Origin of the sequence: Nostoc sp. PCC 7107 (assembly GCF_000316625.1) — a bacterium.
In the GTDB taxonomy this organism is placed as follows: domain Bacteria; phylum Cyanobacteriota; class Cyanobacteriia; order Cyanobacteriales; family Nostocaceae; genus Nostoc_B.
Map to the genome: position 1 here is coordinate 1028039 of NC_019676.1, position 20310 is coordinate 1048348.

18 protein-coding genes are annotated in these 20310 nt (G+C 39.8%); 5 read left to right on the forward strand and 13 right to left on the reverse strand.

Translation table 11 applies throughout. The annotated features are described in order from the left end of the window. Window positions 1-3: 3 nt before the first annotated feature. The 5 genes from NOS7107_RS04345 to NOS7107_RS04365 all read right to left on the reverse strand — a co-directional run bounded on the left by NOS7107_RS04345 (window position 4) and on the right by NOS7107_RS04365 (window position 3667). Window positions 4-1155 (reverse strand): peptidoglycan-binding protein, encoded by a 1152-nt coding sequence (locus NOS7107_RS04345; RefSeq protein WP_044499665.1) that lies wholly within the window; start codon window positions 1153-1155, stop codon window positions 4-6. Between the two features lie 137 nt (window positions 1156-1292). Further along, a complete protein-coding gene (locus NOS7107_RS04350; protein ID WP_015111777.1) occupies window positions 1293-2363 on the reverse strand; it encodes a DMT family transporter in 1071 nt (356 codons plus the stop codon). 138 nt (window positions 2364-2501) lie between these two features. After that, window positions 2502-2687: a hypothetical protein gene (locus NOS7107_RS04355; RefSeq protein ID WP_015111778.1), complete on the reverse strand. Its 186-nt coding sequence runs from the start codon at window positions 2685-2687 to the stop codon at window positions 2502-2504. A gap of 81 nt (window positions 2688-2768) precedes the next feature. Next, a complete protein-coding gene (locus NOS7107_RS04360; protein WP_044500508.1) occupies window positions 2769-3008 on the reverse strand; it encodes a hypothetical protein in 240 nt (79 codons plus the stop codon). 254 nt (window positions 3009-3262) lie between these two features. Further along, window positions 3263-3667, reverse strand: coding sequence for a hypothetical protein (locus tag NOS7107_RS04365; protein ID WP_015111780.1), 405 nt, complete (start codon window positions 3665-3667; stop codon window positions 3263-3265). 437 nt (window positions 3668-4104) lie between these two features. Between NOS7107_RS04365 and NOS7107_RS29250 the strand changes: the two genes are divergently transcribed. The 3 genes from NOS7107_RS29250 (at window position 4105) to NOS7107_RS04375 (ending at window position 9596) form a co-directional block, all read left to right on the forward strand. Beyond that, window positions 4105-5550, forward strand: a complete 1446-nt coding sequence (locus NOS7107_RS29250) for an NB-ARC domain-containing protein (RefSeq protein WP_253274509.1) — start codon at window positions 4105-4107, stop codon at window positions 5548-5550. Between the two features lie 5 nt (window positions 5551-5555). Then, entirely contained in the window at window positions 5556-7730 is a 2175-nt protein-coding gene (locus NOS7107_RS29255) for a WD40 repeat domain-containing protein (protein WP_253274510.1), read from the forward strand. Window positions 7731-7946: 216 nt separating this feature from the next. Further along, entirely contained in the window at window positions 7947-9596 is a 1650-nt protein-coding gene (locus NOS7107_RS04375; protein WP_015111781.1) for a radical SAM protein, read from the forward strand. A 152-nt stretch (window positions 9597-9748) separates the two neighbouring features. On the opposite strand, the gene NOS7107_RS04380 is transcribed toward NOS7107_RS04375, so the two are convergent. Both NOS7107_RS04380 and NOS7107_RS04385 read right to left on the reverse strand, forming a co-directional pair. After that, the gene (locus NOS7107_RS04380; RefSeq protein ID WP_083889664.1) at window positions 9749-10285 is read right to left on the reverse strand and encodes an IS630 family transposase; all 537 of its coding nucleotides are present in this window, start codon (window positions 10283-10285) and stop codon (window positions 9749-9751) included. Further along, window positions 10276-10782, reverse strand: a complete 507-nt coding sequence (locus NOS7107_RS04385; RefSeq protein WP_044499669.1) for a helix-turn-helix domain-containing protein — start codon at window positions 10780-10782, stop codon at window positions 10276-10278. Before NOS7107_RS04385 ends, NOS7107_RS04380 begins: the two co-directional genes overlap by 10 nt. A 219-nt stretch (window positions 10783-11001) precedes the next feature. Here NOS7107_RS04385 and NOS7107_RS27570 point away from each other — a divergent pair. Then, window positions 11002-11879 (forward strand): IS630 family transposase gene (locus tag NOS7107_RS27570; protein WP_253274444.1). Its coding sequence is split into 2 segments (ribosomal slippage): window positions 11002-11331 and window positions 11334-11879, totalling 876 coding nucleotides; the frame shifts between segments, so codons are not numbered across the junction. A gap of 104 nt (window positions 11880-11983) precedes the next feature. Here the strand turns inward: NOS7107_RS27570 and NOS7107_RS04400 are convergent. The 5 genes from NOS7107_RS04400 to NOS7107_RS04420 form a co-directional block, all read right to left on the reverse strand. Beyond that, a complete protein-coding gene (locus NOS7107_RS04400; protein WP_015111782.1) occupies window positions 11984-12928 on the reverse strand; it encodes a serine protease in 945 nt (314 codons plus the stop codon). Between the two features lie 194 nt (window positions 12929-13122). Continuing rightward, window positions 13123-14616 carry an NAD(P)/FAD-dependent oxidoreductase gene (locus tag NOS7107_RS04405; protein WP_015111784.1) on the reverse strand — a complete coding sequence of 498 codons (1494 nt, stop codon included), beginning with the start codon at window positions 14614-14616 and terminating at the stop codon, window positions 13123-13125. A gap of 77 nt (window positions 14617-14693) precedes the next feature. Beyond that, complete coding sequence (cobD, locus tag NOS7107_RS04410) at window positions 14694-15815, reverse strand: threonine-phosphate decarboxylase CobD (RefSeq protein WP_015111785.1); 1122 nt, start codon at window positions 15813-15815, stop codon at window positions 14694-14696. Between the two features lie 26 nt (window positions 15816-15841). Continuing rightward, window positions 15842-16126, reverse strand: coding sequence for an HU family DNA-binding protein (locus tag NOS7107_RS04415; protein ID WP_015111786.1), 285 nt, complete (start codon window positions 16124-16126; stop codon window positions 15842-15844). A 586-nt stretch (window positions 16127-16712) separates the two neighbouring features. Continuing rightward, the gene (locus NOS7107_RS04420; protein ID WP_015111787.1) at window positions 16713-18110 is read right to left on the reverse strand and encodes an amidase; all 1398 of its coding nucleotides are present in this window, start codon (window positions 18108-18110) and stop codon (window positions 16713-16715) included. A 138-nt stretch (window positions 18111-18248) separates the two neighbouring features. On the opposite strand from NOS7107_RS04420, the gene NOS7107_RS04425 reads away from it, so the two are divergent. Next, window positions 18249-19808, forward strand: coding sequence for a hypothetical protein (locus tag NOS7107_RS04425; protein WP_157373954.1), 1560 nt, complete (start codon window positions 18249-18251; stop codon window positions 19806-19808). Here NOS7107_RS04425 and NOS7107_RS04430 read toward each other — a convergent pair. Next, window positions 19805-20149 carry a hypothetical protein gene (locus NOS7107_RS04430; RefSeq protein WP_015111789.1) on the reverse strand — a complete coding sequence of 115 codons (345 nt, stop codon included), beginning with the start codon at window positions 20147-20149 and terminating at the stop codon, window positions 19805-19807. The two genes, NOS7107_RS04425 and NOS7107_RS04430, sit on opposite strands and share 4 nt — an antisense overlap. Window positions 20150-20310 lie beyond the last annotated feature (161 nt).

The following is a 20310-nucleotide window of genomic DNA, read 5'->3' on the forward strand; positions in this document are numbered from 1 at the left end:
CGATTAACCTGGATCTTTGTGAATATCCTCTGGTAGATTTGGTTGAACTGCTAAGTTACGCATTCTTTTTATCTGAGTTAAAGCATACTTCGCTGTTGCCTGTACTTCTGCATCTGGGTCTTCGAGTGCGTGGCCTAACATTTGACTCATTTGTGCCATCATATCGTAGACACGAGTCAAGTCACGGATAGCATTTTGCCTGACTTGAGGACTATCATCTTGCAAGGAAATAGCCAAAGCACGGTTAATTGGCTTGAGGGCGCGGGTGCTGATTTCTGACAAAGCTGCCAAAATTAAGCTACGTTGTTGGGAATCAGCATCAATCATTAAGTCAACTAAAGGTTGAATTGCACGAGAATCACCTTGTTGTCCTAAATCCCAAATCGCTTTACGCCGCCTGGTCGGGTCATTACTGTGTAAATCTTTAATTAATTCATCAACAATATTGAGTTTAGCTAGGCGAGAAGTTTTTTCTAGTGGTACAACTGTTGTTGGTAGTGGTGATGTTGGTGTCGTAGTTTCTGGACTAATTGATGTGCTGTTTAATTCTGGTAACGGTGATTGAATTTGGTCTTCAGCAGCTGGACTCAATGCGGGAAGTAGAGAATCTGGAGACTGTTTTGCTTGCTTGACCTGGCGAAACCTTTTTAATAAAAACAGAAGTGCGCCAATACTGCCAAAAATTCCTATTCCTAGTAATGACCACCAAACAAAGTCTTTTTGTTTAGGCTTGGTTGTAGCCGCAGATGAAGTATCTGGGCTAGGTGATACCACAATGGGCGAGGTCGCCAACTGATTTTTTGAGAGAATAGCAGCTTGTACACTCACCTGCGTGGTCTGGTCAGCAATGCCATCTGTTCTTTTTAAAGCCTTGGTTTTTTGAAATTGAGATACAGCAATTTGGGTAGTGGAACCATACTTTCCATCTACTACCCCCTTGTAGAACCCTAAATCTTGCAATTGGGACTGTAATTTTCGTACTTCCAGCCCTTGACTACCCAGTTTCAGAACAGCCTGCTGAGTGGGCTGTTGAGAATTGGTTTGGGCAATTGTTAGGTACTTAGGGTGAGATGTGGCTGTACTTGGGTGATTGGGGTAAAAACCCAGACAACTAAAACAAATGAATATCAGGATAGAGGAAGGACATAGCCTCATATTACAAGCTTCAGCCTGAACGTGATTTTGAAATGATCCATACCACAATAGCTTCTCTTATGTCTAAATGTTAACTATGGTTAATGGCCATTTGTGATGATTTATTCTTCCCCTGATATCCTGCCCTTCTATACTAATTAAGGTAAAAGTTCGGTCTCCGATTCTCTGACTTGTATAGACAGGGAATTGAGCTTTTTCGCTGATGTTTCTAATACTTGTGGCTGCTGTGTGGCAGTTTTTTCGGGAACCATAAGTGTTTGGTTCTGTCCAGCTAAGTTATCACGCTGATTGATGAGATAGATGCTGATTAATGTCAGACAAACGCCTATCCACTGCAAAGGACTGAGAATTTCTGAGAGAAAGAGGTTGCCAAAGAGGAGAGCAAATACTGGTGTGAGGAAGGTTAAGGAACTAAGACTAGTCAAACTACCACTAGAAGCAAAATAGAAAAATAAACCATAAGCGATCGCACTCCCAAATACTGTGGCATATCCCAAAGCCACCCAATCAGATGCAGCAATATTTTGCCATTGCTGAGATTCTCTCAATGCAGACACTCCCCATAAAGGCAAACCACCAATAATCATGTGCCATCCGGTAGCGCTTACAGGGTCAGCATGGCGCGTCACAAATCTAATCAAAACTGTTCCTACAGCCATCGACAGCGCCGCTAACAGCATTAACCATTCACCACTAGCAAATAAATCTTGCCAGTTACCCATTGTGATATTTCCTTGTGTACCCAGCCAATGAAATATCAACTCATCTGGTAAGCCAATTAAGCTAATACCTGTCACGCCTAAACCCAGTCCTAACCAGCCCCAAAAACCAATGTGTTCCTGAAAAAGCCACAAAGATAGCAAAGCCACTGCTAAAGGTTGGGAGTCAATCATCACTGATCCTAATCCGGCAGTGGTTCTGACTAAACCTTCTGCTAAAAAGCCTTGAAATAATGTCCCATCTATCAAGGCAAATAAGGTAATCCATAACCATGCTTTCCAACCTTGTGGTTGGGGTCTACCCATAAGTGCGGCGAAAACCAAAATTAACACTCCCGCTGGTAGCAAGCGCACACCCGCCATGAATAGTGGTGTGGTGTGGGGGATAACTCCTTTCATAGCGACCATTGCTGTTCCCCAAAGGAAAAAGGGAGCAATTAGCAATAAGGGAGCGAAGGGTAGTCGAGATGCACTGAGTTTCAGTTGCATGAGTTTGCTGAGACCTTTATGACACAAGAGCAGAGATTGCTTTAACCAATTCTACCCAATTGTGACTTTTTATGAAGGAAATAATACTTAATTAGGAGTGCTGAGTGTTTTTCCACTCAACACCCATCTCAATTTGGCTTACTCTTTTGGCTTACCTTTGGATTTGTGAGAACCAAAGCTATAGACCATTGCTATTTTTACGAGGTCGAAATAGGCAGAATGATTATCTTTATTGACTATTGCTAAAGATATCGAACCTGCGACTAAAATGACTAAAATTGGTGAGAGTGTTTCCCCAGTGATGCCATTGTTGTTATCTGACATGATATGACCTCCTGTAAAGTGATGCCTTTGGCTAAGAAATCAGCCAAAGGCAATATGTAAAACAGCACCGTGAACTGTGAATTAACGCCAGGACTCGAAAATCATGGCGATCGCAAATAAGCAAAACAACGAGGCTGCAACCCGTGCAAACCAGACCCAAACATCGAAAGATAGCAGGCTGTTGGCAATTGCGATCGCACCGAAAATATGAAAAACTACAAAAGCGATCGCCAAACCAACCAAAGTCCACATAAAAAACTTCAATCCTCTAGCCGTCAATATTAAAAGGGGATTTCGCTTGTCTTCGTGATGAGTTTTCATAGTTTTCTTCCTGTCTTTAGATGGGAGTTGAACAAGAGACCTTTCATCCTGTTTGTTGTTGCTCATAGAATTTCCTCCTTGATAGAAAAACCTAAGCAAAAAGCCGGACATGTAATTTTTGTTACATTGCCCGGCTTGTAAACTTCTTATTTATCAAAAGCCGAAATCTCAGATGATTAATATTGAGTTTTTCTGATTACCTCACCAAGCTGCCAGTCTTCTTGAACTTGTGATAGCTATGGCGATGGAGTTGATTATTTTTGGTTATGAGACTGTCTATAAGCTATCCATGCTTCGATGATTTCTTCGTATAGTTTATGGATTTCTTGTAGTTGCTTTTGATTCACATGGTGGCGGTGGCTCATGTGACTTCTCAAGTTGACAATCGTCTCGTGGTTGGCTTTTTTGCTGGTGATCATTAACTCGCCATGTTGAGTTTCCGATAAAGTCTCGATCAGCATAATGTTTATGTGAGAAAAGACAAGTGGTAACTCAACTTCACACCATTGTTTTGGCTTAAGTACAATTTCTGGGCTACCTCTTTCTTGCAGTTTGAATATAGAAGAAGAAGTGTCTGGGGATTGTTCTCCTATTTTCAAGATAGTTTTGATTGAATTAGAGCCTCTAATAAAGTCTGGCAGTCCTGAGAAGCTGGTCATTTTAGTTGCCCCCTGATGTTAGCTGTAAAGTTGGGACTTATCTGTTATCTCACATATACTCCTCTGTGTATAAGATAACCACATCTCTATTAAAAAAGCAAGCGTTTAGAAGGAGTATTTCTTTAAAAAATGTCTGTTTATGTAAATTTAATGTATATTTTTCCTTATATACCTCTCACGTATATATAAAAAGCTATACTAAACGTAGGTTTTCATACAAAAAATCTTAATAAAAAGCAGACAATATTTTATTCTAAAAAATAAAAATATCGTCTACATTCATAGAAACTGAAATAGCGTAGTTACCAACTAGTAATACAATTGTGTGGTAACAGAAATTCTGTAATGACAGATTCTTTTTAGACTTGACAGTTGTGTTATAAGAAAATATTCTCACATACTGATAAGTCAAATATATTGTGTGGAGCTTAGATGAGATGAACAGCGCAGCAGATATGCCTCTGCTTCCCGATGATTTCATTACAGGAGTTGCGAATAAACATAATGTAACGAAAACTGAGCTAGAGGCATTATTATTAGCACTAAAAGATTATTCTGGTGCAGAAATTGCCGAAAAACTGGCTATTTCTCAAGCAGCAGTGAGAAAAAGATTAGGGGAAAGTTACCGCAAACTAGGTATAGAAGGCAGCGGTAATAAAAAAATTTATAACTTAAAACAGAAACTATCTGCTCAGTATCAAGGTATTCAAGAAAATTTTACCGCACCCAAAGAAGATTGGGGTGAAGCAGTTGATGTAGATGGTTTTCGCGGGCGAGAGACAGACATTAAAGATTTAGAAGAATGGATAGTTGGTAATGATCAGGATTCTGTACGGTGTCGGTTAGTAGCAATTTTAGGTATGGGTGGAATTGGTAAGACTGTGATCGCCGCCAAAGTTGCCAAAGGAATCCAGCCACAATTTGATTATCTGATTTGGCGATCGCTCCGCAACGCACCACCATTATCAGAAATACTCAACCAACTTTTGCGATTTTTACCTAATGATGCTGAAGATTATTTAACAGTTAGTGAAAATAACAAAATACTTTTACTGATTGATATTTTGCGAAAACATAGATGCCTGATCATTCTAGATAATGTTGAATCAGTGCTACGCAGTGGTAAAGGCAAAACTCAAGAATGGGCTGGCGAATATGAATCTGGGTATGAAAACTATGGCTACTTTTTTAAAAAAGTAGCGGAAGCATTACATGAAAGTTGTTTATTAATAACTAGTCGAGAAAAACCCAAAGAAGTAGCTGCACTAGAAGGTAAAAATCTTCCAGTGAAAGTTTTACAGTTATCTAGTCTTAATTTAGAAGAAGCTAGAGAAATTCTGCTGGATAAAGGATGTCAATGTACTGATGAACAATTAGAAGAACTGGTCAAAAGATATTCTGGTAATCCTTTAGCCTTGAAAATAGTTGGTACCACAGTTTATGACTTATTTAGCAATAACATTACAGAATTTTTAAGAGAAATTCAGGGAGAAAATGCTGTTTACGGTGATATTCGGTCACTTCTAGATACACAATTTAATCGCTTGTCAGAGCTAGAAAAACAAGTGATGTATCGGTTGGCAATTCATCGGGAATATCTTTCTCTGGCACAGCTAAAAAATGATTTAAGAACTACAGAAGTAGAGCCAAAAATACTAGAAGTTATCGAGTCATTATTAAGGCGATCTCTAATTGAAAAAGAAGCCAAAACCAGCAAGTTTCGGCAGCAATCTGTAGTGATGGAATATGTGAATGAAAGCTACCTCGAAAAGGTAACTCATGAATTTAGCGAAAAAAAAAACTGGAGTTTGTCCATGCCCACCCTTTGTTACAAGCGCGATCGCTTGATCACATCCGCCAAATACAAGAACGACTTATCTTAGAACCCGTGAAACAAAAGCTGATCAAAGCTTTTGGCACAAAAACAGAACTCGAAGCTTATTTACGACGAATGCTGAGAACTTTACAGCAGGATTCGCCTTCAACTCCAGGTTATGCAGCTGGTAACATAATCAATCTACTGCGACAACTCCAAATAGATAAATCCCAGCCAGATTCACACATTGATTTGAGTGGATGTGATTTTTCGGGACTGACTATCTGGCAAGCATATCTCAAAGATGCCAATTTACAAGACACCAGCTTTGCCAATGCTGATTTAAAGAGTTCTGTATTCACAGAAACGATGTCTAGTATCGTTTCTGTGAGATTTAGTCCTGATGGCAAATTTTTTGCCACAGGTTTAATCACCGGAGAAATTAGATTATGGCGGACTGCTGATACTAAACAAATTCGCATTTATCAAGGTCATACTGCTTGGGTTTGGGCTTTTGCCTTTAGCCCAGACAGTACAATCCTGGCCAGCGGTAGTGCTGACTACACAATTAAACTCTGGGACGTGCAAACAGGTGAATGTCTGCAAACCTTCACAAAACATAAAAATAAAGTTTATTCAGTAGCTTTCAGTCCTGATGGTTCTTTATTAGCCAGTGCTGGGGAAGACAAAACTATAAAAGTTTGGGATATTGCGACAGGGGTTTGTCAGCAGACACTTTCAGAACATGATGGTTGGGTGTGGACTGTGACTTTTCAACCAACCCCAACCACTAAAAACAATCTTTTACTTGCTAGTGGTAGCGCTGACAGCAAAATTAAGCTGTGGGATATCAATACAGGTAAATGTTTGAAAACTTGGAATGGTCATAGTCGTGATGTTCATTCAGTAGCTTTCAGTCCTGATGGGCGAACCCTAGCCAGTGGTAGCAGAGACCTCACCCTCAAACTTTGGGATGTAAATACAGGTAAATGTCGGCAAACTTGGGAGGGACATAGTAAAAAAATTTATTCGGTACGATTTAGTCCCGATGGGCAAATCTTAGCTAGTTGTGGAGAAGATAGAACGATTAAACTCTGGGATATCGCCCAGGGTAAATGCTTGAAGACCTTGCAGGGTCATTATAGTCAAGTGTGGGCGATCGCTTTCAGCCCTGACAGTCGCACTTTAATCAGTTGTAGTGACGACCAAACAGCCAGACTGTGGGATGTGAATACAGGCAACTGTCTCAATGTATTACAAGGTTATACCCGCGATGTCTATTCCGTAGCCTTTAGTCCCAATAGTCAAATTCTAGCGAGTGGACGGGATGACCACAGTATTAACCTGTGGAACTTACAAACATTAGAATGCCATCCTCTCACAGAACATCAAGGGCGGATTCGTTCTGTCGCCTTTCATCCCAATGGGCAAATCCTCGCCAGCGGTAGTGCTGACAATACAATTAAAATCTGGGATATCACAGACATTCGCCATAGCAAATGTACTCAAACCTTGACTGGACACGGTAACTGGGTTTGGACAGTTGCTTTTAGTCCAGATGGGCAAACTCTAGTCAGTAGTAGCGAAGACCGCAGCATTCGCATCTGGGATATTTCTAGTGGTGAGTGTGTGAGAAAAATCAAAGAACATAGCCATTGGGTGTGGACAGTAGCCTTTCATCCTGATGGCAATACTCTGGCAAGTGGTAGCGCTGACAGTCAAATTAAACTTTGGAATGTCGCCAGTGGCGAATGTCTCCAAACCTTCACAGAACATCAAGACATGATTTGGTCAGTCGCCTTTAGTCCTGATGGGAAACTTTTAGCCAGTGGTAGCGAAGACAAAAGCGTGAAGTTATGGAATCTTCGCACAGGCGAATGTATTCACACCTTAACAGGGCATGATCAACAAGTCTACTCAGTGGCATTTAGTCCCAATGGTCAGATTTTAGCTAGTGCTGGCGCTGATACCACTGTGATGCTATGGCAAGTAAATACAGGTGAGTTTCTCGAAACCTTGAAATTAGGACATACAGCAGCGATTCGTTCCTTAGCTTTTACTCCCGATGGTAAGTTATTGGCGAGTGGCGGCGAAGACGAAAAAATTCAACTATGGGATGTGCAGACTTGTCGAAGAGTGCGATCGCTTAAACCAGATCGTCTATATGAACGTATGGATATTAGCAATATCACAGGCTTAACTGATGCTGAAAAAGCTTCTTTAAAAATGTTAGGGGCTGTTGATTAAAGTTCTCAACTTTCCGGTAGTAGGCTGATCAAAAATGAATACATTAATGATGAAAATTTGTATCTTAAATCATTCTGAAGAGATATGAATGCAAGCACATCATTTTGTTTTCCTGTTCATTTATAAGGATGATTGGTATTTTTATTTTAAAAAATACCAATTATCTGCCAGGGCATCACACCATCAAAAAATATTAATCTTAGGTGTGTAATCGTCGTGTTATTATCTCAAACTAAAAGTAAACAAACATCCACTCAGATTAATTCCATAAAAATTGTTTTAATTGGAGAATTTCTGAAACACAGAAGCTTTAATGGTGCAAATAAAGCCTTGCCAGTTTTAGCTTCTAGTTTATTTAATGCTGGGTTTAGGCAAGTTTTACAACTAGATTTGGAACGTCTGGATTTGAGTATTGATGATGTTTTAAAGGAAATTAGAGATGCGGATTTAATTATCTTTGCTGGTTGTCTCACAACTCAATGGCCAGAAATTGACAATCACAGTAGCAAAATTTTTTCCCAACTTCAAAAATATGGCAGAAAAAATGTACCAATTTTAGTTGGTGGTTATGCAACTAAAAGCGTTGAAGATATTGCCCGCATTACACCGTGGATTACAGCTTTTTGTGATGGTGAAGGCGAAGAATCAATTATAGAAATTGCTCATGCCGTTGCTAGAGGAACTTTCTATGAAGAGATGCAACATTTGCCTGGGTTGTGTTTTATCACTGATGATGGGAAATTTCATCGGACTATTGCAACCAGAGTTAATAACTTTGATGATATTGACCAAAACTTGGGTTTAGTTCATGTACCAAAAGTACATGATATGGATATTTTTAAAACTTCAGATGGTAGACAATTAAAAACCGCCCAAATATTTACTCAACGAGGCTGTCCTTGGGGATGTGGTTTTTGTAATAAAAGTAGTGAAAGTAATAGTGTTATTAGGTTAAGTGAAGCATCTTTTCGCAGACAATTACAACAACTAAAAAAACATGGTTATGAAGCAATTTATTTAGATGTTGATACTTTTACTGTGCATGAGCAAGCAGCCAAACGTGAAGCCGAAATTCTTAAAGAAGAAGGATTTATTTGGGGTTCTAATACACGCATCGATAAAATTAACTATGAACAGATGCGTTATTTAGTAGAACATAATTGTGTATATCTGTTTTTTGGGGTTGAGCATACCTTACCAGAAGTTTCATTAGCTAACCACAAATTTAACGGTTCTTTTGCTAGTCAAATTAAGCAAGCATTTGATTATCCAGCTAAGATTGCCAGAGTTTTTCAAGATATGAATCAAGCTGGATTACCCAGTAGTTATTTTTTGATTTTAGGCTTACCAAAAGCCAAACTCAATGCTGATAAAACAGAGATTATCAGTTACGAACCGACAACTTTTGCTGATGATATCCAAGCAATTCACTTTGGGATTGAAAAGTGTAACCCAGATTTTTTAAATTTCAATGTGCTGCGATTTATGCCTGGGAGTATGGCTGCTGATACAGTTGGTGATTTCAGCTACACTTGTGTGCGCCCATCAGGAAAACAGCCAATTACTGCTGGATACTTTTTACCACGAGCCGTCAATTATTATGGCTATCCTCAGTTTCAAGAACATGGTGTGTATCGATTGTGTGAATCGGTGAGTAGATATCAACCGATTACAACAGCGATGAATCCCCAACGGGTTTACGATACCATCTGCTACGCCATACGGTTGATTAATGCCAAGATTGATGCAGGTGGTAAAGCGACAAAATTGTTTATTGATCGAGATTTAATAGCTTTAGGTTTAGTCAGTCAAGATGTACAGGGAAAATATGCGATCGCACCTTTAGAAGACTTTGCCAAAATTTGAATTTTAGCGCATTTCGACTTCTCCCCAAGGGAGACGCTACGCGAACGCTCAATGCTCAATAGATACGTAGGGTGTGTTACGGCTATACAAGGATTTGAGAACTTATACCAATTCAAAAAATGTTTGCGACAGATAAGGCATTGAGGATGAAGTCATAACCAGTCAAAGAAGCAGCAATTTGAGGAGTGAGGAGAGCTAGGAGTTGAGCAACCTTGGTTTGCAGATGCTCGCCTGTTATCAAATAGCTCCCATTTCAAGTCTTGCTTGAGATATTCCCAAACGCGCTCTATGGGATTGAGTTCAGGAGAATGAGCAGGCTGGAACAAAAGAACAATATTCTCTGGAATTTGTAAACGTTTAGCTTGATGAAATAAGCCGTTATCAACTTGGAGAATGTTAAGTGATTTGGGATAACAGGCAGCGAACTCGTTCAAAAATTGTTGGTAGCATTCGGTATCAACATGAGAAAACTGCCAAAATAAACTTTCCCCAGTAAGTGGTTCAACTGCTCCATATAGCCAGAACGCTTTAAATTGCCACTGCCAATCACCAATAGGCTTAACTCCGGGAAGAGTAATTTTACGTCCTTCAATGGTTTTGAGTCCAAATCGACTCTCATCTTGTACAAAATAACGAATATTTTCGTACTGAGGCAAGATAATGGCACTGTATTGAGCAATTAATTGCAAGTCATCACCGAGTTTTTTTTAAAAGACTCTAGTTTTTCTTCGTCCTGTTTTCGGTTACGCGGACGTGGGACTTTCAGCTTGGCTTTGAGCCTGTAACGTGCCAGATGATGTACAGTTGCGTACTCAGCTTGCACACCCAAGGTTTTTTCTAACCAATGTTGTATTTGTGTGTACCGTTGAAACCCACCTTCTGGTTGTTCGAGTTGTTTTTTCAAACTCGATACAGCCCAATCTGGTATTGCTCTTTTTCGACCTGAACTCGTTCCAAATTCAACAACCGCCTCAATTCCTCCTTCTCGATAATCTGCCAACCATCGATGTACTGTAGCTCGATGTTTTCCCAAGATTTTAGCAATCTCACTTACACTCATTTCTTGCCCTTTAATCAGATATAGGGCTTGTATACGTTCTTTGCTCCGAGACTGTTTTTGATGTTTGAGCAACTTCTCTAGTTCCTCGACACTTTCTTCTATCTCGATTTGTGTTACCCCTACCATCACATACCCTGAATGCTACTTCTGTCTATTTTTACCATTTGTCGCATTCTTTTTTCAAATTGGTATTAGGAAAGTGAATTAATTAGCCGTAACGCACCATATTTCTCAGTGCGTTACGGCTTACGCTTAACACATGCGAAGAATTTATTTATATAGCTGTAGCCAATAAGATTAGGACATAAACTATGAAGTATTCCTAGTATTGCGATTCAAACTCAGATGGCTAAACCCTATAGTGATGATTTCCGGCAAAAGGTGATGCAAGCAATTGAGTTGGACGGTCTCAAAAAGAGTGAGGCGAGCCAATTGTTCAATATCAGTCGCAATACGATTAACTTGTGGTGTCAAAGAAAAGCCCAAACGGGTGATATCAAGGTCAAATCGAGGCAGGAATGCCAAAGGGGTGGCAAAATCGATGATTGGGAGAAGTTTCGCGCATTTGTCAAAGCAAATGGTGATAAAACTCAAGTCCAAATGGTAGAGTTATGGGAAGGAGAGATTAGTCAACGCACGATTTCACGGGCATTGCAGAAAATTGGACACACCCGTAAAAAAAAACATATGGCTACTGTCAACGAGATGAAGCCAAACGAGCAACCTTTCTAGCACAACTGAAGAACCCAAAAGCACCACACTTGGTTTATGTCGATGAATCGGGAATGGATGAACGAGATAACTACGGCTATGGGTACTCACCAACAGGGGAACGATTTTACGACCTCAAATCCGGTCGGCGACAGGGACGCATTAACATGATTGCTGGGTATCGGGATAATCAATTGATTGCCCCATTTACAGTCGAGGGGGCGTGTAACCGCACAGTGTTTGAAACCTGGCTAGAAACATGTTTGATTCCGGTTTTGCGTCCCGGTGAGTGGGTAATTGTGGATAATGCGACGTTTCATCATGGTGGTCGAATTGCCCAACTCATACATGATGCAGGCTGTGAACTTGTTTATTTACCTCCCTATTCACCAGACCTTAATCGTATTGAGAAGTGTTGGGCATGGTTAAAAAGTAGGATTCGCAAACAATTACACAATTGTGATCATTTACGTGATGCTATCGAATTCGTTCTCAAGCACGCAGCGTCCTAATAAAACTGGCTATAGCTATAACTAGTACAGATTGGCATAAATAAACATCACTATTCCTTCTTTTTACTTTTTACTTTTTACTTTTGCCTTGTTATACTAACCCCTTATTTCTTTCCAAATAATCTATCTAAAAAGGAGATATTTACAGCTAAATTAATTAAACCTTTCCCACTTCTTCTATCGACAATTTCCGCATTATTTAAAGCCACAATATAAGGCTCACCCTCAATAGAGGCAATAATCGGGCCACCAGATGAACCACCCGCCGTATCGCAATCATGTAATAAGATATTTGACTGCTCATCAACAATACTGCAACCAGCTTGAAAACCCGCAGTCCATCCCTGGCCTGCTGTTAAACCCCAAAACTTTTCCGTCTCTACTTGGGGATAATCACCAGAATACCCGACAAAAAAGAATCTTTTCTCATTCCGAATTAACGTTTTAGCAGGCAGAGACTTCCAACCTAGATAACCATATTTACGTCCCAGTGGTCGATCAATTTTTACAACAGCCCAATCATTAGCGTTAGAATTTTTATCTTGAAAGTGAGTACCTGCTAGATACTGCACAGCATAAGCTTTATCTTTATATTGACCATCAACTACATTGGGTAGAAAAGCAACTCGGCTGGCAACCTCGCCAGTTTTGGGGTCAACTACACAGTGAGCATTAGTTAATACGATATCCTCATCAATCAAAGTTCCTGTGCAGGTGTAAGTTTGCGAATTTGATTCACCGACAATTCGACCAACAGTAGACCAAGGATAATTATTACTTAACATCGGTAGGCGATCGTCCCGCCCTATCGTCCCCCGTGTCCCTTTTTTAATAGGTTTATTTGACTCCTCAAGTTTTTCTGGCTTGAATGGTGTGCCGCTATGTTGTAATTCTAATTGACCCGCTTTTTTTAACGTTGGAGCTGCTGTTGTTTCTGGTGGTTTTTGCACCTGTGCTTCTACAGAAACCCAAACACCCAAACTCATCACACAAATAACACCAGAAATCAATAATGCAGAATTTTTTTGAGAAATCAATCTGTTATTCATTGATCAGCCTCTTTACTTTGTAGACAAAAATACCATTCTTCGATGAAAATCAGCTTAATTAAATGCCATTAAATCAATACTTAGCACCAATACTCTGCGTAACTCTGCAGTATCCTCCACCTGCCTTTGCGTTTAAAAACACAAAAAACCCTTCAAATTCCGGAATTATCTCTGCCCATCAGAATTGGGATAATTTACAAATTCCAGTTGCGGCGGAAATGAAAGAAGCCTTCTAATCTATCTTGCACGTCTGGATGATTATTTAATCTTTGCTGATATTCTTGGGCAGTTTGGGTAAGAATTTCGGAAAAATTGGAATAAATAGGCGATAAATTAGCTAAATCTTTGACTTTTATTTTTTGGTTGATAGCTAACGCAATTAAATTGATTAATTCTCCTGCACTTTGACCTAAGATAGTTGCACCTAAAATTTCGCCATTACGTAACACAATTAATTTGCAAATACCTGTGGTTTCGCTGTTAATTTGTGCTGCTGTTAAAGATTTAAAATATTGCCGTAAAACTAAAAATTTATCATCACGAAATTGTTGTTTTGTTTGCGTCTCAGTTAACCCGACTTGCGCTAACATGGGGTTAGTAAATATTCCCCAAGGTATGTATTGATAATTGACATCTAATCTAGGGAAAAATAGGGTATTATTTAGAGCAATTCTCGCTTCATAATTAGCGATGTTAATGAAGTCATAGCCACCAATCACATCGCCACAAGCGTAAATCCGTTTGTTAGTAGTTTGCAATTTATTATTAACTACCAAGCGATGCTGATACCATTTGACACCAACTGCCGCTAAATTTAAAGACTCAAAATTTGGTTTTTGTGCTGTTGCTACTAAAATTTCATCAGTTTCAATTGCTTTATCTCCAGCTTGAATCCATTTTTTATCATCAATTTGTTTGACTTGTGTAACGGCAGTTTGAGTCAGAATGCGTACACCATCAACTTCTAATTGTGCCTGAAGAATTTGAGCAATTTCTGGGTCAATATTTGGCAGAATATGAGGATGTTTAATAACTAATGTGACAGCGCAACCCAAACGAGCTAAAGTTTGCGCTATTTCTAGACTTTGCGGAACACCACCAAGAATTACCCAATTTTGGGGTAGTGTGTTTTTTTTCAGAGACTGCCAAATATTATTTAAGGTCGTATAACCTGTAGCTGCTAAACCTTCAATATTGGGAACAGCTGGACGAGAACCACTGGCTAGTAAATAGGTGCGTCCTCGTAACAGGCGGCAGACTGGATGATGGGAAGTGTTGGCTGATGTTTCTTCATTTTCATAAATGGCAAATGCTAAATGGGGTGAAGATTGAAATTCACCTTTGCCAAAAATTACATCTACTCCCAGTGCGGCTAGTGTCGCTGGAGAATTTAGTTCTTGGATATTGGCAGCAACGGCGTTAGCATATAGCATTGCCTCTTGCCAAGCAACAGATATGTGGCATTTTTCGGCGATGTCAGCATAGTTAGTATGAATACCACAGCTATCTGCTTGATTGAGAGACTGTAAGCGGTTGGCAATTTCGCTGAGAGTGTGATGATAAATAAATCCATAATTTATTTGTGGTTCTACTAAAGCGACTTTAGCGTGCCATTTAGTTGCAGCTAAAGCAGCATAGCGTCCGGCAAGACTGCCGCCAATAATCACGACATCATAATCAATTGTCATTAGTCAATGGTCAGTAATTATTATTTATTGTAGAGACGCTAATTATTTCGTCTCTACAAAGGCAAGATAATTCGGAATTACGAATTATCAAGTAATGTTTGAAGCGCTGTTAATAAGCGCTGGTTGTCAGACACAGAACGCACAGCTACACGGAAAAAGCGATCGCCTAATTCTTTAAAGCTCAGGCAATCTCGAATTAAAATTTGATGGTGTTGGAGTAATTGTTGCTGTAACTGCGAACTAGATTGTTGTGATGCCACTAGTAAAAAGTTCGCAGCACTGGTGTGAGGTTGCAATCCCGGAATGGCAGCTAAACCTTGAAACAGTTGGTTTCGGGTTGGTGGTAGCCATTGCCAAGTTTGCTGTTGAAAATTGCGATCGCTAATTACAGCAATTGCGGCGGCCGCAGCCAGATTATTCACAGGCCAAGGATCACGCCACGACTGCCACAGTGATAAGCGATCAGGGTGTGCGATCGCATATCCCAGTCTCAGCCCCGGCAGACTGTAAAATTTTGTGAGCGATCGCAACACGACTAAATTTTCATATTCTTGCACCACCGGAATTAAACTTTGTTCTGCTTCTGGTGGTACAAAATCCATAAACGCTTCATCCACCACCACTAAGGCAAACTCTTTTAACAGCGGTAAAATTTCCTGCCGTGAAAATAATTTTCCTGTGGGGTTGTGGGGATTGTTTAAAAGTAGTCCTTTGTCATTTGTCCTTTGTCCTTGAATTTCTAAACGTTGGCTGCCAACACTCAGACTCTTGTCATTGTTTATTAACAAATGACTATTGACAAATGACTTATGACTTAGATCAATAGGTAACTCCAGAACTTTAGCGTTGTATGCCGTCAAAGTACGGTAGTAATCGCCAAAGGCTGGAGTCATCAAGATTGTTGCCGGTAATGCGGCTAATTCCCTACCAACCAAAGTTAATAATTCTGCTGAACCATTCCCCGGCAAAATCCACTCTGGCGGTAACTGATGGAAGTGACTGAGAGCTAGTCTCAGTTCACTATATTCTGGTTCTGGATAGTGCCTCAGACTACTAATTTGGGATTTAATCGCCGCGATCGCACTATCCGGTGGCCCTAAAGGGCTGATGCTTGCAGAAAAATCAAGAATAGCATCACGGGGACAGCCAGCCAGTGCTGCTGCCCAGGCTAAATTTCCCCCGTGTGCTGGTTGCTGCATCAAAATAAAAATTCCGCAAACTAAACCTAAGATTTTGGGGGTGCAACTCTTTCTCTAAACAGTTTACCAGCAGAGAAAGCAGGCACTTTAGTCGCCGGAATTTCCATTTTCTCATTGGTTTTGGGGTTACGACCTTCACGGGCTTTACGTTCCCGTGATTCAAAGGAACCAAACCCCACTAGTGTTACCTTATCGCCAGAGGAAACCGCTTCAATAATGGTTTCTAAAGCAGCGGTTAAGACAGCATCTGCTTGTTTTTTGGTAACACTAGCCTTTTCTGCTACTGCATCAACCAATTCGCCTTTGTTCATATAAACTCCTTCAGGTTTACTTGATATTTCAGTCAAGATGCACCATGTAACATCCTGACTGAAATCTCTGTTTGCAGAACTACAAAAGTCGTGCTTAGAGAGTATTTCTACTCAAAACGGCTACACATCCCTTTGGCTCGACTTTTCAATGAATCATTCTAAGGTGTAGCAGCCAGAAGTGGATATATGAAACCGTTAATTTATATGGATTTCAGGATTTTTTGTGTTTTTAGGGGGTGTGTTGCACTCAAAACCACCCCTAAAGTAGGAATAAATACTTAGTAAAAACCCTGGTTGTGAGAGAAACAATGAAATTATTGGACAAGAGAAAAATCTGTATTCATGGCTAATTACGGTCTAATTTAGTTAATTGCTTCAGTTAACAGTCTGCCAGGGGCGATCGCTGGGAATTTCTCAACATTAAGGATGGTAAGCCTATCAACTCGTTTGTAAACCATAACTGATTTCCAATTTTGAATGAGTTGCCCCAGTGATTTTGAAAAATTCTGATACTCAGTGTTATGTGATTGTAAAATAACTTAACGTTTGCTCATGAGTTTTTGAGAGTTAATCGTCCTCATTGCCATTAGCTGGCAAAGGCTGGACGATTTTGAAGCCAAGGTTTTGCTGCTTCGATTTGGGCTGCAAGACTAATTAAAGTAGCTTCCGCCGCAGGTTTACCCACAAGTTGTACACTGATAGGCACACCATGACTATCAAAACCCGCGGGGAATGCGATCGCAGGTTGTCCGGTGGCGTTAGCCGCAGGACAAGGTGCAACCCAACGCATAATATTTTGGAATGCTTCTTCGGGACTTAAAGCCGCCCATTCTCCCACTCGAATTGGCGAATGTAAATATACAGGCAATACCAACACATCAAAATGGTCGAAAAATGCCACAATTTGCCGGGAGACAATTTGCAATTGGGATAAAGCTCGGAGATATTCGGCAATAGAACCTGTACGCGCCAATAACCAACGGTTAACAGGCTGCAAGGCTTCTGCTGGAAGTCCTGATGCAGCTACCCCAGCTTGCCAAACGATTTGGAATGGTTCGACTAAGCCGCTAAAATCTGGGCAGTTTTCTTCAACTGTGTTCCCCAATTGTTCTAATAACTGGACTGTTTGTAATACACCTTGCTGACAATTAGCATCAGCAGTTCCCAAAGGCTTGATTTGCGTGCTAAAGGCAATGCGTAACCCAGAAATTTTCGCTTGGGTAGCGGCGAGAAATGAAGGTTCAGGGTCAGATAGCCAATAAGGATCACCTGTGAAGTAACCGGAGATTGCGTCTAACATCGCCGCAGCATCAGCCACAGTCCTAGCAATGGGGCCATTAACAGCAATTCCCCCCAAGCGATCACCGACAGGGGCTTTAGTGACTCTACCTCGTGATGGTTTAATCCCGACTAAACCACAACAAGCGGCTGGGCCACGAATTGAACCACCACCATCAGAACCTTGAGCGATCGCACATAATCCTGCGGCTACAGATGCGGCTGCACCACCACTAGAACCGCCGGGAGTATACTCTAAATTCCAGGGATTTCTAGCTGGGGGAAAGCCTGTAGGTTCGGTGTAAGGAAAGGAGCCGATTTCGGAAGTAGCTGTTTTACCAAGAATAATGAACCCTGCTTGTTTAATTCGCGTTACCACCCCGTCATCATAATTAGGGACGTTATTTAACAATGCCGGATTGCCGTAGGTACAGGTAACATCAGCCACAGCGTTGAGGTCTTTAATGGAAATTGGCACACCAAAAAACGGCGGTAGTTCCGTAGATGTCGCCAGCATTTCGGTTTTTGCTTGGGCATCTGCGATCGCGAATTCTGCCGTCACCGTAAAATAACTTCCCAATTGGGGGTTCAAACGCTCAATTCTTTGTAAATATATTTCCACCAACTCTAGTGGCGACACTTGCCGATGGCGGATTAATCGCGCTAACTCCACTGCTGGAGTAAACGCTAAATCAATTTCATTCATATTTGACTTTAGTTACCAACTGTGCATTATTTAAAATTTTTCAACTGAATTTGTTACTTTAGCAGGATTTACGGGAAGTATGAATCCATAGCTCCTCAGATTTTCTATCTTTCAGGATGCTGCTCTACCACCAATAAGATGAAGCTTGTATTCAAGCTAACACCTTGCTGCATAGTCATTTTAATTGTTTCACATCAACTTTCGGCAAATCCCCAAGGGATATTTATGGCTGATTTAGAAACTCTGGTAAATGAATTACCAAAAATTGTTCATAGTCTGAGGCTAAATATTGGACATTCCCATGACATCATGCAACAAATTGTCATGATTAATCATGGACAGGATCAACTACGGAATATTCAAGAAAAAGTTAAGTCCAGCCAATTAGAAAAATCTCCTGCTACTACAGTTGCTTATTTAAATTCAGTCCCAAAAGCTGGCAAAAATGGAGATTATACAGTCTATATTTATCAATATGATTATCCAGGCTTGCTAACAGCAAAATTTGGGAAACTACCAGCAGATATTTCTCTTAAAGAAATTCAAGCTAAAATAGAAGTCTGGATTGATTGGGGTGATTTAATTCAGGCTATAGCTGCCGATATTTTAAGTGACATCACATTAGTCCAACAATTAAATATTGATGCTAATCATGATAGTATTCCTGCAACCTTTCAAGCAGTAGAAGAAGTCTTAAAAATTCAACTAGATTTACATAAGCCCAGAATTCTCCAACAACAAATTCAGCAAATTATCCAAGCTCAAGAAGATTCTTTAAAAATCAAGGAAAGATTAGAATTTATTTTTAATAATATTAAGCAGAGCCATGATTTATTCAGCATTTTACTCGGAATATCATCTTTTTGTGGCAAATCTGGCTTTGCACTAGAATGGCTAGATGATGATCACGAATTAATTATATCTGGGGATGGCAGATTACAAGAATTAACAGATATTATTAATGACTGTGAGTTTTACCAAACTAAAATTGATGGCTTAATTTTGCAGATTAGTTCTTTGAGAGTTAAATCGGAAAAAAAGTTACTCAAGCCTAAATCTGAACAATGGAAATTAGGCAATTATAATCTGCTAAAAAAGTTTGAAGAACAAAGCCTAATTCACTATTGTGGGATAATTACTGCTAGTTTATTAGTTTTAAGCTTTGGTGGTTGGATGATAAAATCAGAAATTCCCCAACTACAACAAGTTTACTTCAATTTTAACCAAGAAGAAACTGCGATCGCTAATTTTAAAGCCGCGCAAAACCTCGGTTTAGAAGCATCTGGTTTAGTGCAATCGCCACCCCATCCTTTAATTGTTTGGCAACAAGCAGAATCTAAATGGCAAGAAGCCATTAAGCTATTAGAGAATATACCGCACAATACATCAGTTTCTACTAAAGCTAAAGATAAGTTAATTACTTATCGGTTGTATCTTAGGGTAATTAGTAAAAAAGTAATTACTGAAAAAAAAGCCGTAAATAATTTAGAAAAAGCGCATAAATTAGCAATAGAAGCAAATTTTTTTATCCAAAGTTCACCTCATTCATTTTCTGTACGGGAGCAAGTAAAAGATAAATGGCAACAGGCAATTAATACTTTAAAAGAGATTCCAGAAAACACATTTGTTTATCAACAAGCTAAAGAGACTTTATTGAACTATCAAGCCAATTATCGGGAAATTAATCAAAAAAACTAATCAGCGCCGCAAGCTTTCATCATACTATTACTAATAACGCAAACCTTAAAAGTTCTGCCTGACTTTTTAGGCAACCACCCAAGTTGCGTAGCTTGTTTTATCAACTCTGCTACGTCTTTTGGTTTGACTGTTTGTATTGGAGTGAGAATGAACCCCTGTGAGTGAAGTTTATCGGTAATAACGACTAATACTGAACCTGACTCATAAGCATGTTCTACTGCAACATGAATATGACCATCAGGATAGTCTGATTGGCAGTTTGTAGCTTGTCTTCTGATTAGCCAAATGAATGTTTCTCCATCAACTAATATCTTTCTTGTACCTTTTTTTGGTATAGACATCTGTAGTCCTACATCAAATCATTTTTTGTTGTAGAGACATGTAACGTCTCTACACGGTTTTGGGTTTTACACTCGTACCTCATGTACTCAAAATATGCTGTATTTCTCAAATATTTAGAAATTAAAACTATTCAGGCTCTCTCTATGGTTACTATAGCTAT

Coding starts and splice junctions, on each gene's coding strand:
- NOS7107_RS04345 (WP_044499665.1), bottom strand. CDS start 1,155: ATGAGGCTATGTCCTTCCTCTATCCTGATATTCATTTGTTTTAGTTGT.
- NOS7107_RS04350 (WP_015111777.1), bottom strand. CDS start 2,363: ATGCAACTGAAACTCAGTGCATCTCGACTACCCTTCGCTCCCTTATTG.
- NOS7107_RS04355 (WP_015111778.1), bottom strand. CDS start 2,687: ATGTCAGATAACAACAATGGCATCACTGGGGAAACACTCTCACCAATT.
- NOS7107_RS04360 (WP_044500508.1), bottom strand. CDS start 3,008: ATGAAAACTCATCACGAAGACAAGCGAAATCCCCTTTTAATATTGACG.
- NOS7107_RS04365 (WP_015111780.1), bottom strand. CDS start 3,667: ATGACCAGCTTCTCAGGACTGCCAGACTTTATTAGAGGCTCTAATTCA.
- NOS7107_RS29250 (WP_253274509.1), top strand. CDS start 4,105: ATGAACAGCGCAGCAGATATGCCTCTGCTTCCCGATGATTTCATTACA.
- NOS7107_RS04385 (WP_044499669.1), bottom strand. CDS start 10,782: ATGGTAGGGGTAACACAAATCGAGATAGAAGAAAGTGTCGAGGAACTA.
- NOS7107_RS04400 (WP_015111782.1), bottom strand. CDS start 12,928: ATGAATAACAGATTGATTTCTCAAAAAAATTCTGCATTATTGATTTCT.
- NOS7107_RS04405 (WP_015111784.1), bottom strand. CDS start 14,616: ATGACAATTGATTATGATGTCGTGATTATTGGCGGCAGTCTTGCCGGA.
- cobD (WP_015111785.1), bottom strand. CDS start 15,815: ATGCAGCAACCAGCACACGGGGGAAATTTAGCCTGGGCAGCAGCACTG.
- NOS7107_RS04415 (WP_015111786.1), bottom strand. CDS start 16,126: ATGAACAAAGGCGAATTGGTTGATGCAGTAGCAGAAAAGGCTAGTGTT.
- NOS7107_RS04420 (WP_015111787.1), bottom strand. CDS start 18,110: ATGAATGAAATTGATTTAGCGTTTACTCCAGCAGTGGAGTTAGCGCGA.
- NOS7107_RS04425 (WP_157373954.1), top strand. CDS start 18,249: ATGAAGCTTGTATTCAAGCTAACACCTTGCTGCATAGTCATTTTAATT.
- NOS7107_RS04430 (WP_015111789.1), bottom strand. CDS start 20,149: ATGTCTATACCAAAAAAAGGTACAAGAAAGATATTAGTTGATGGAGAA.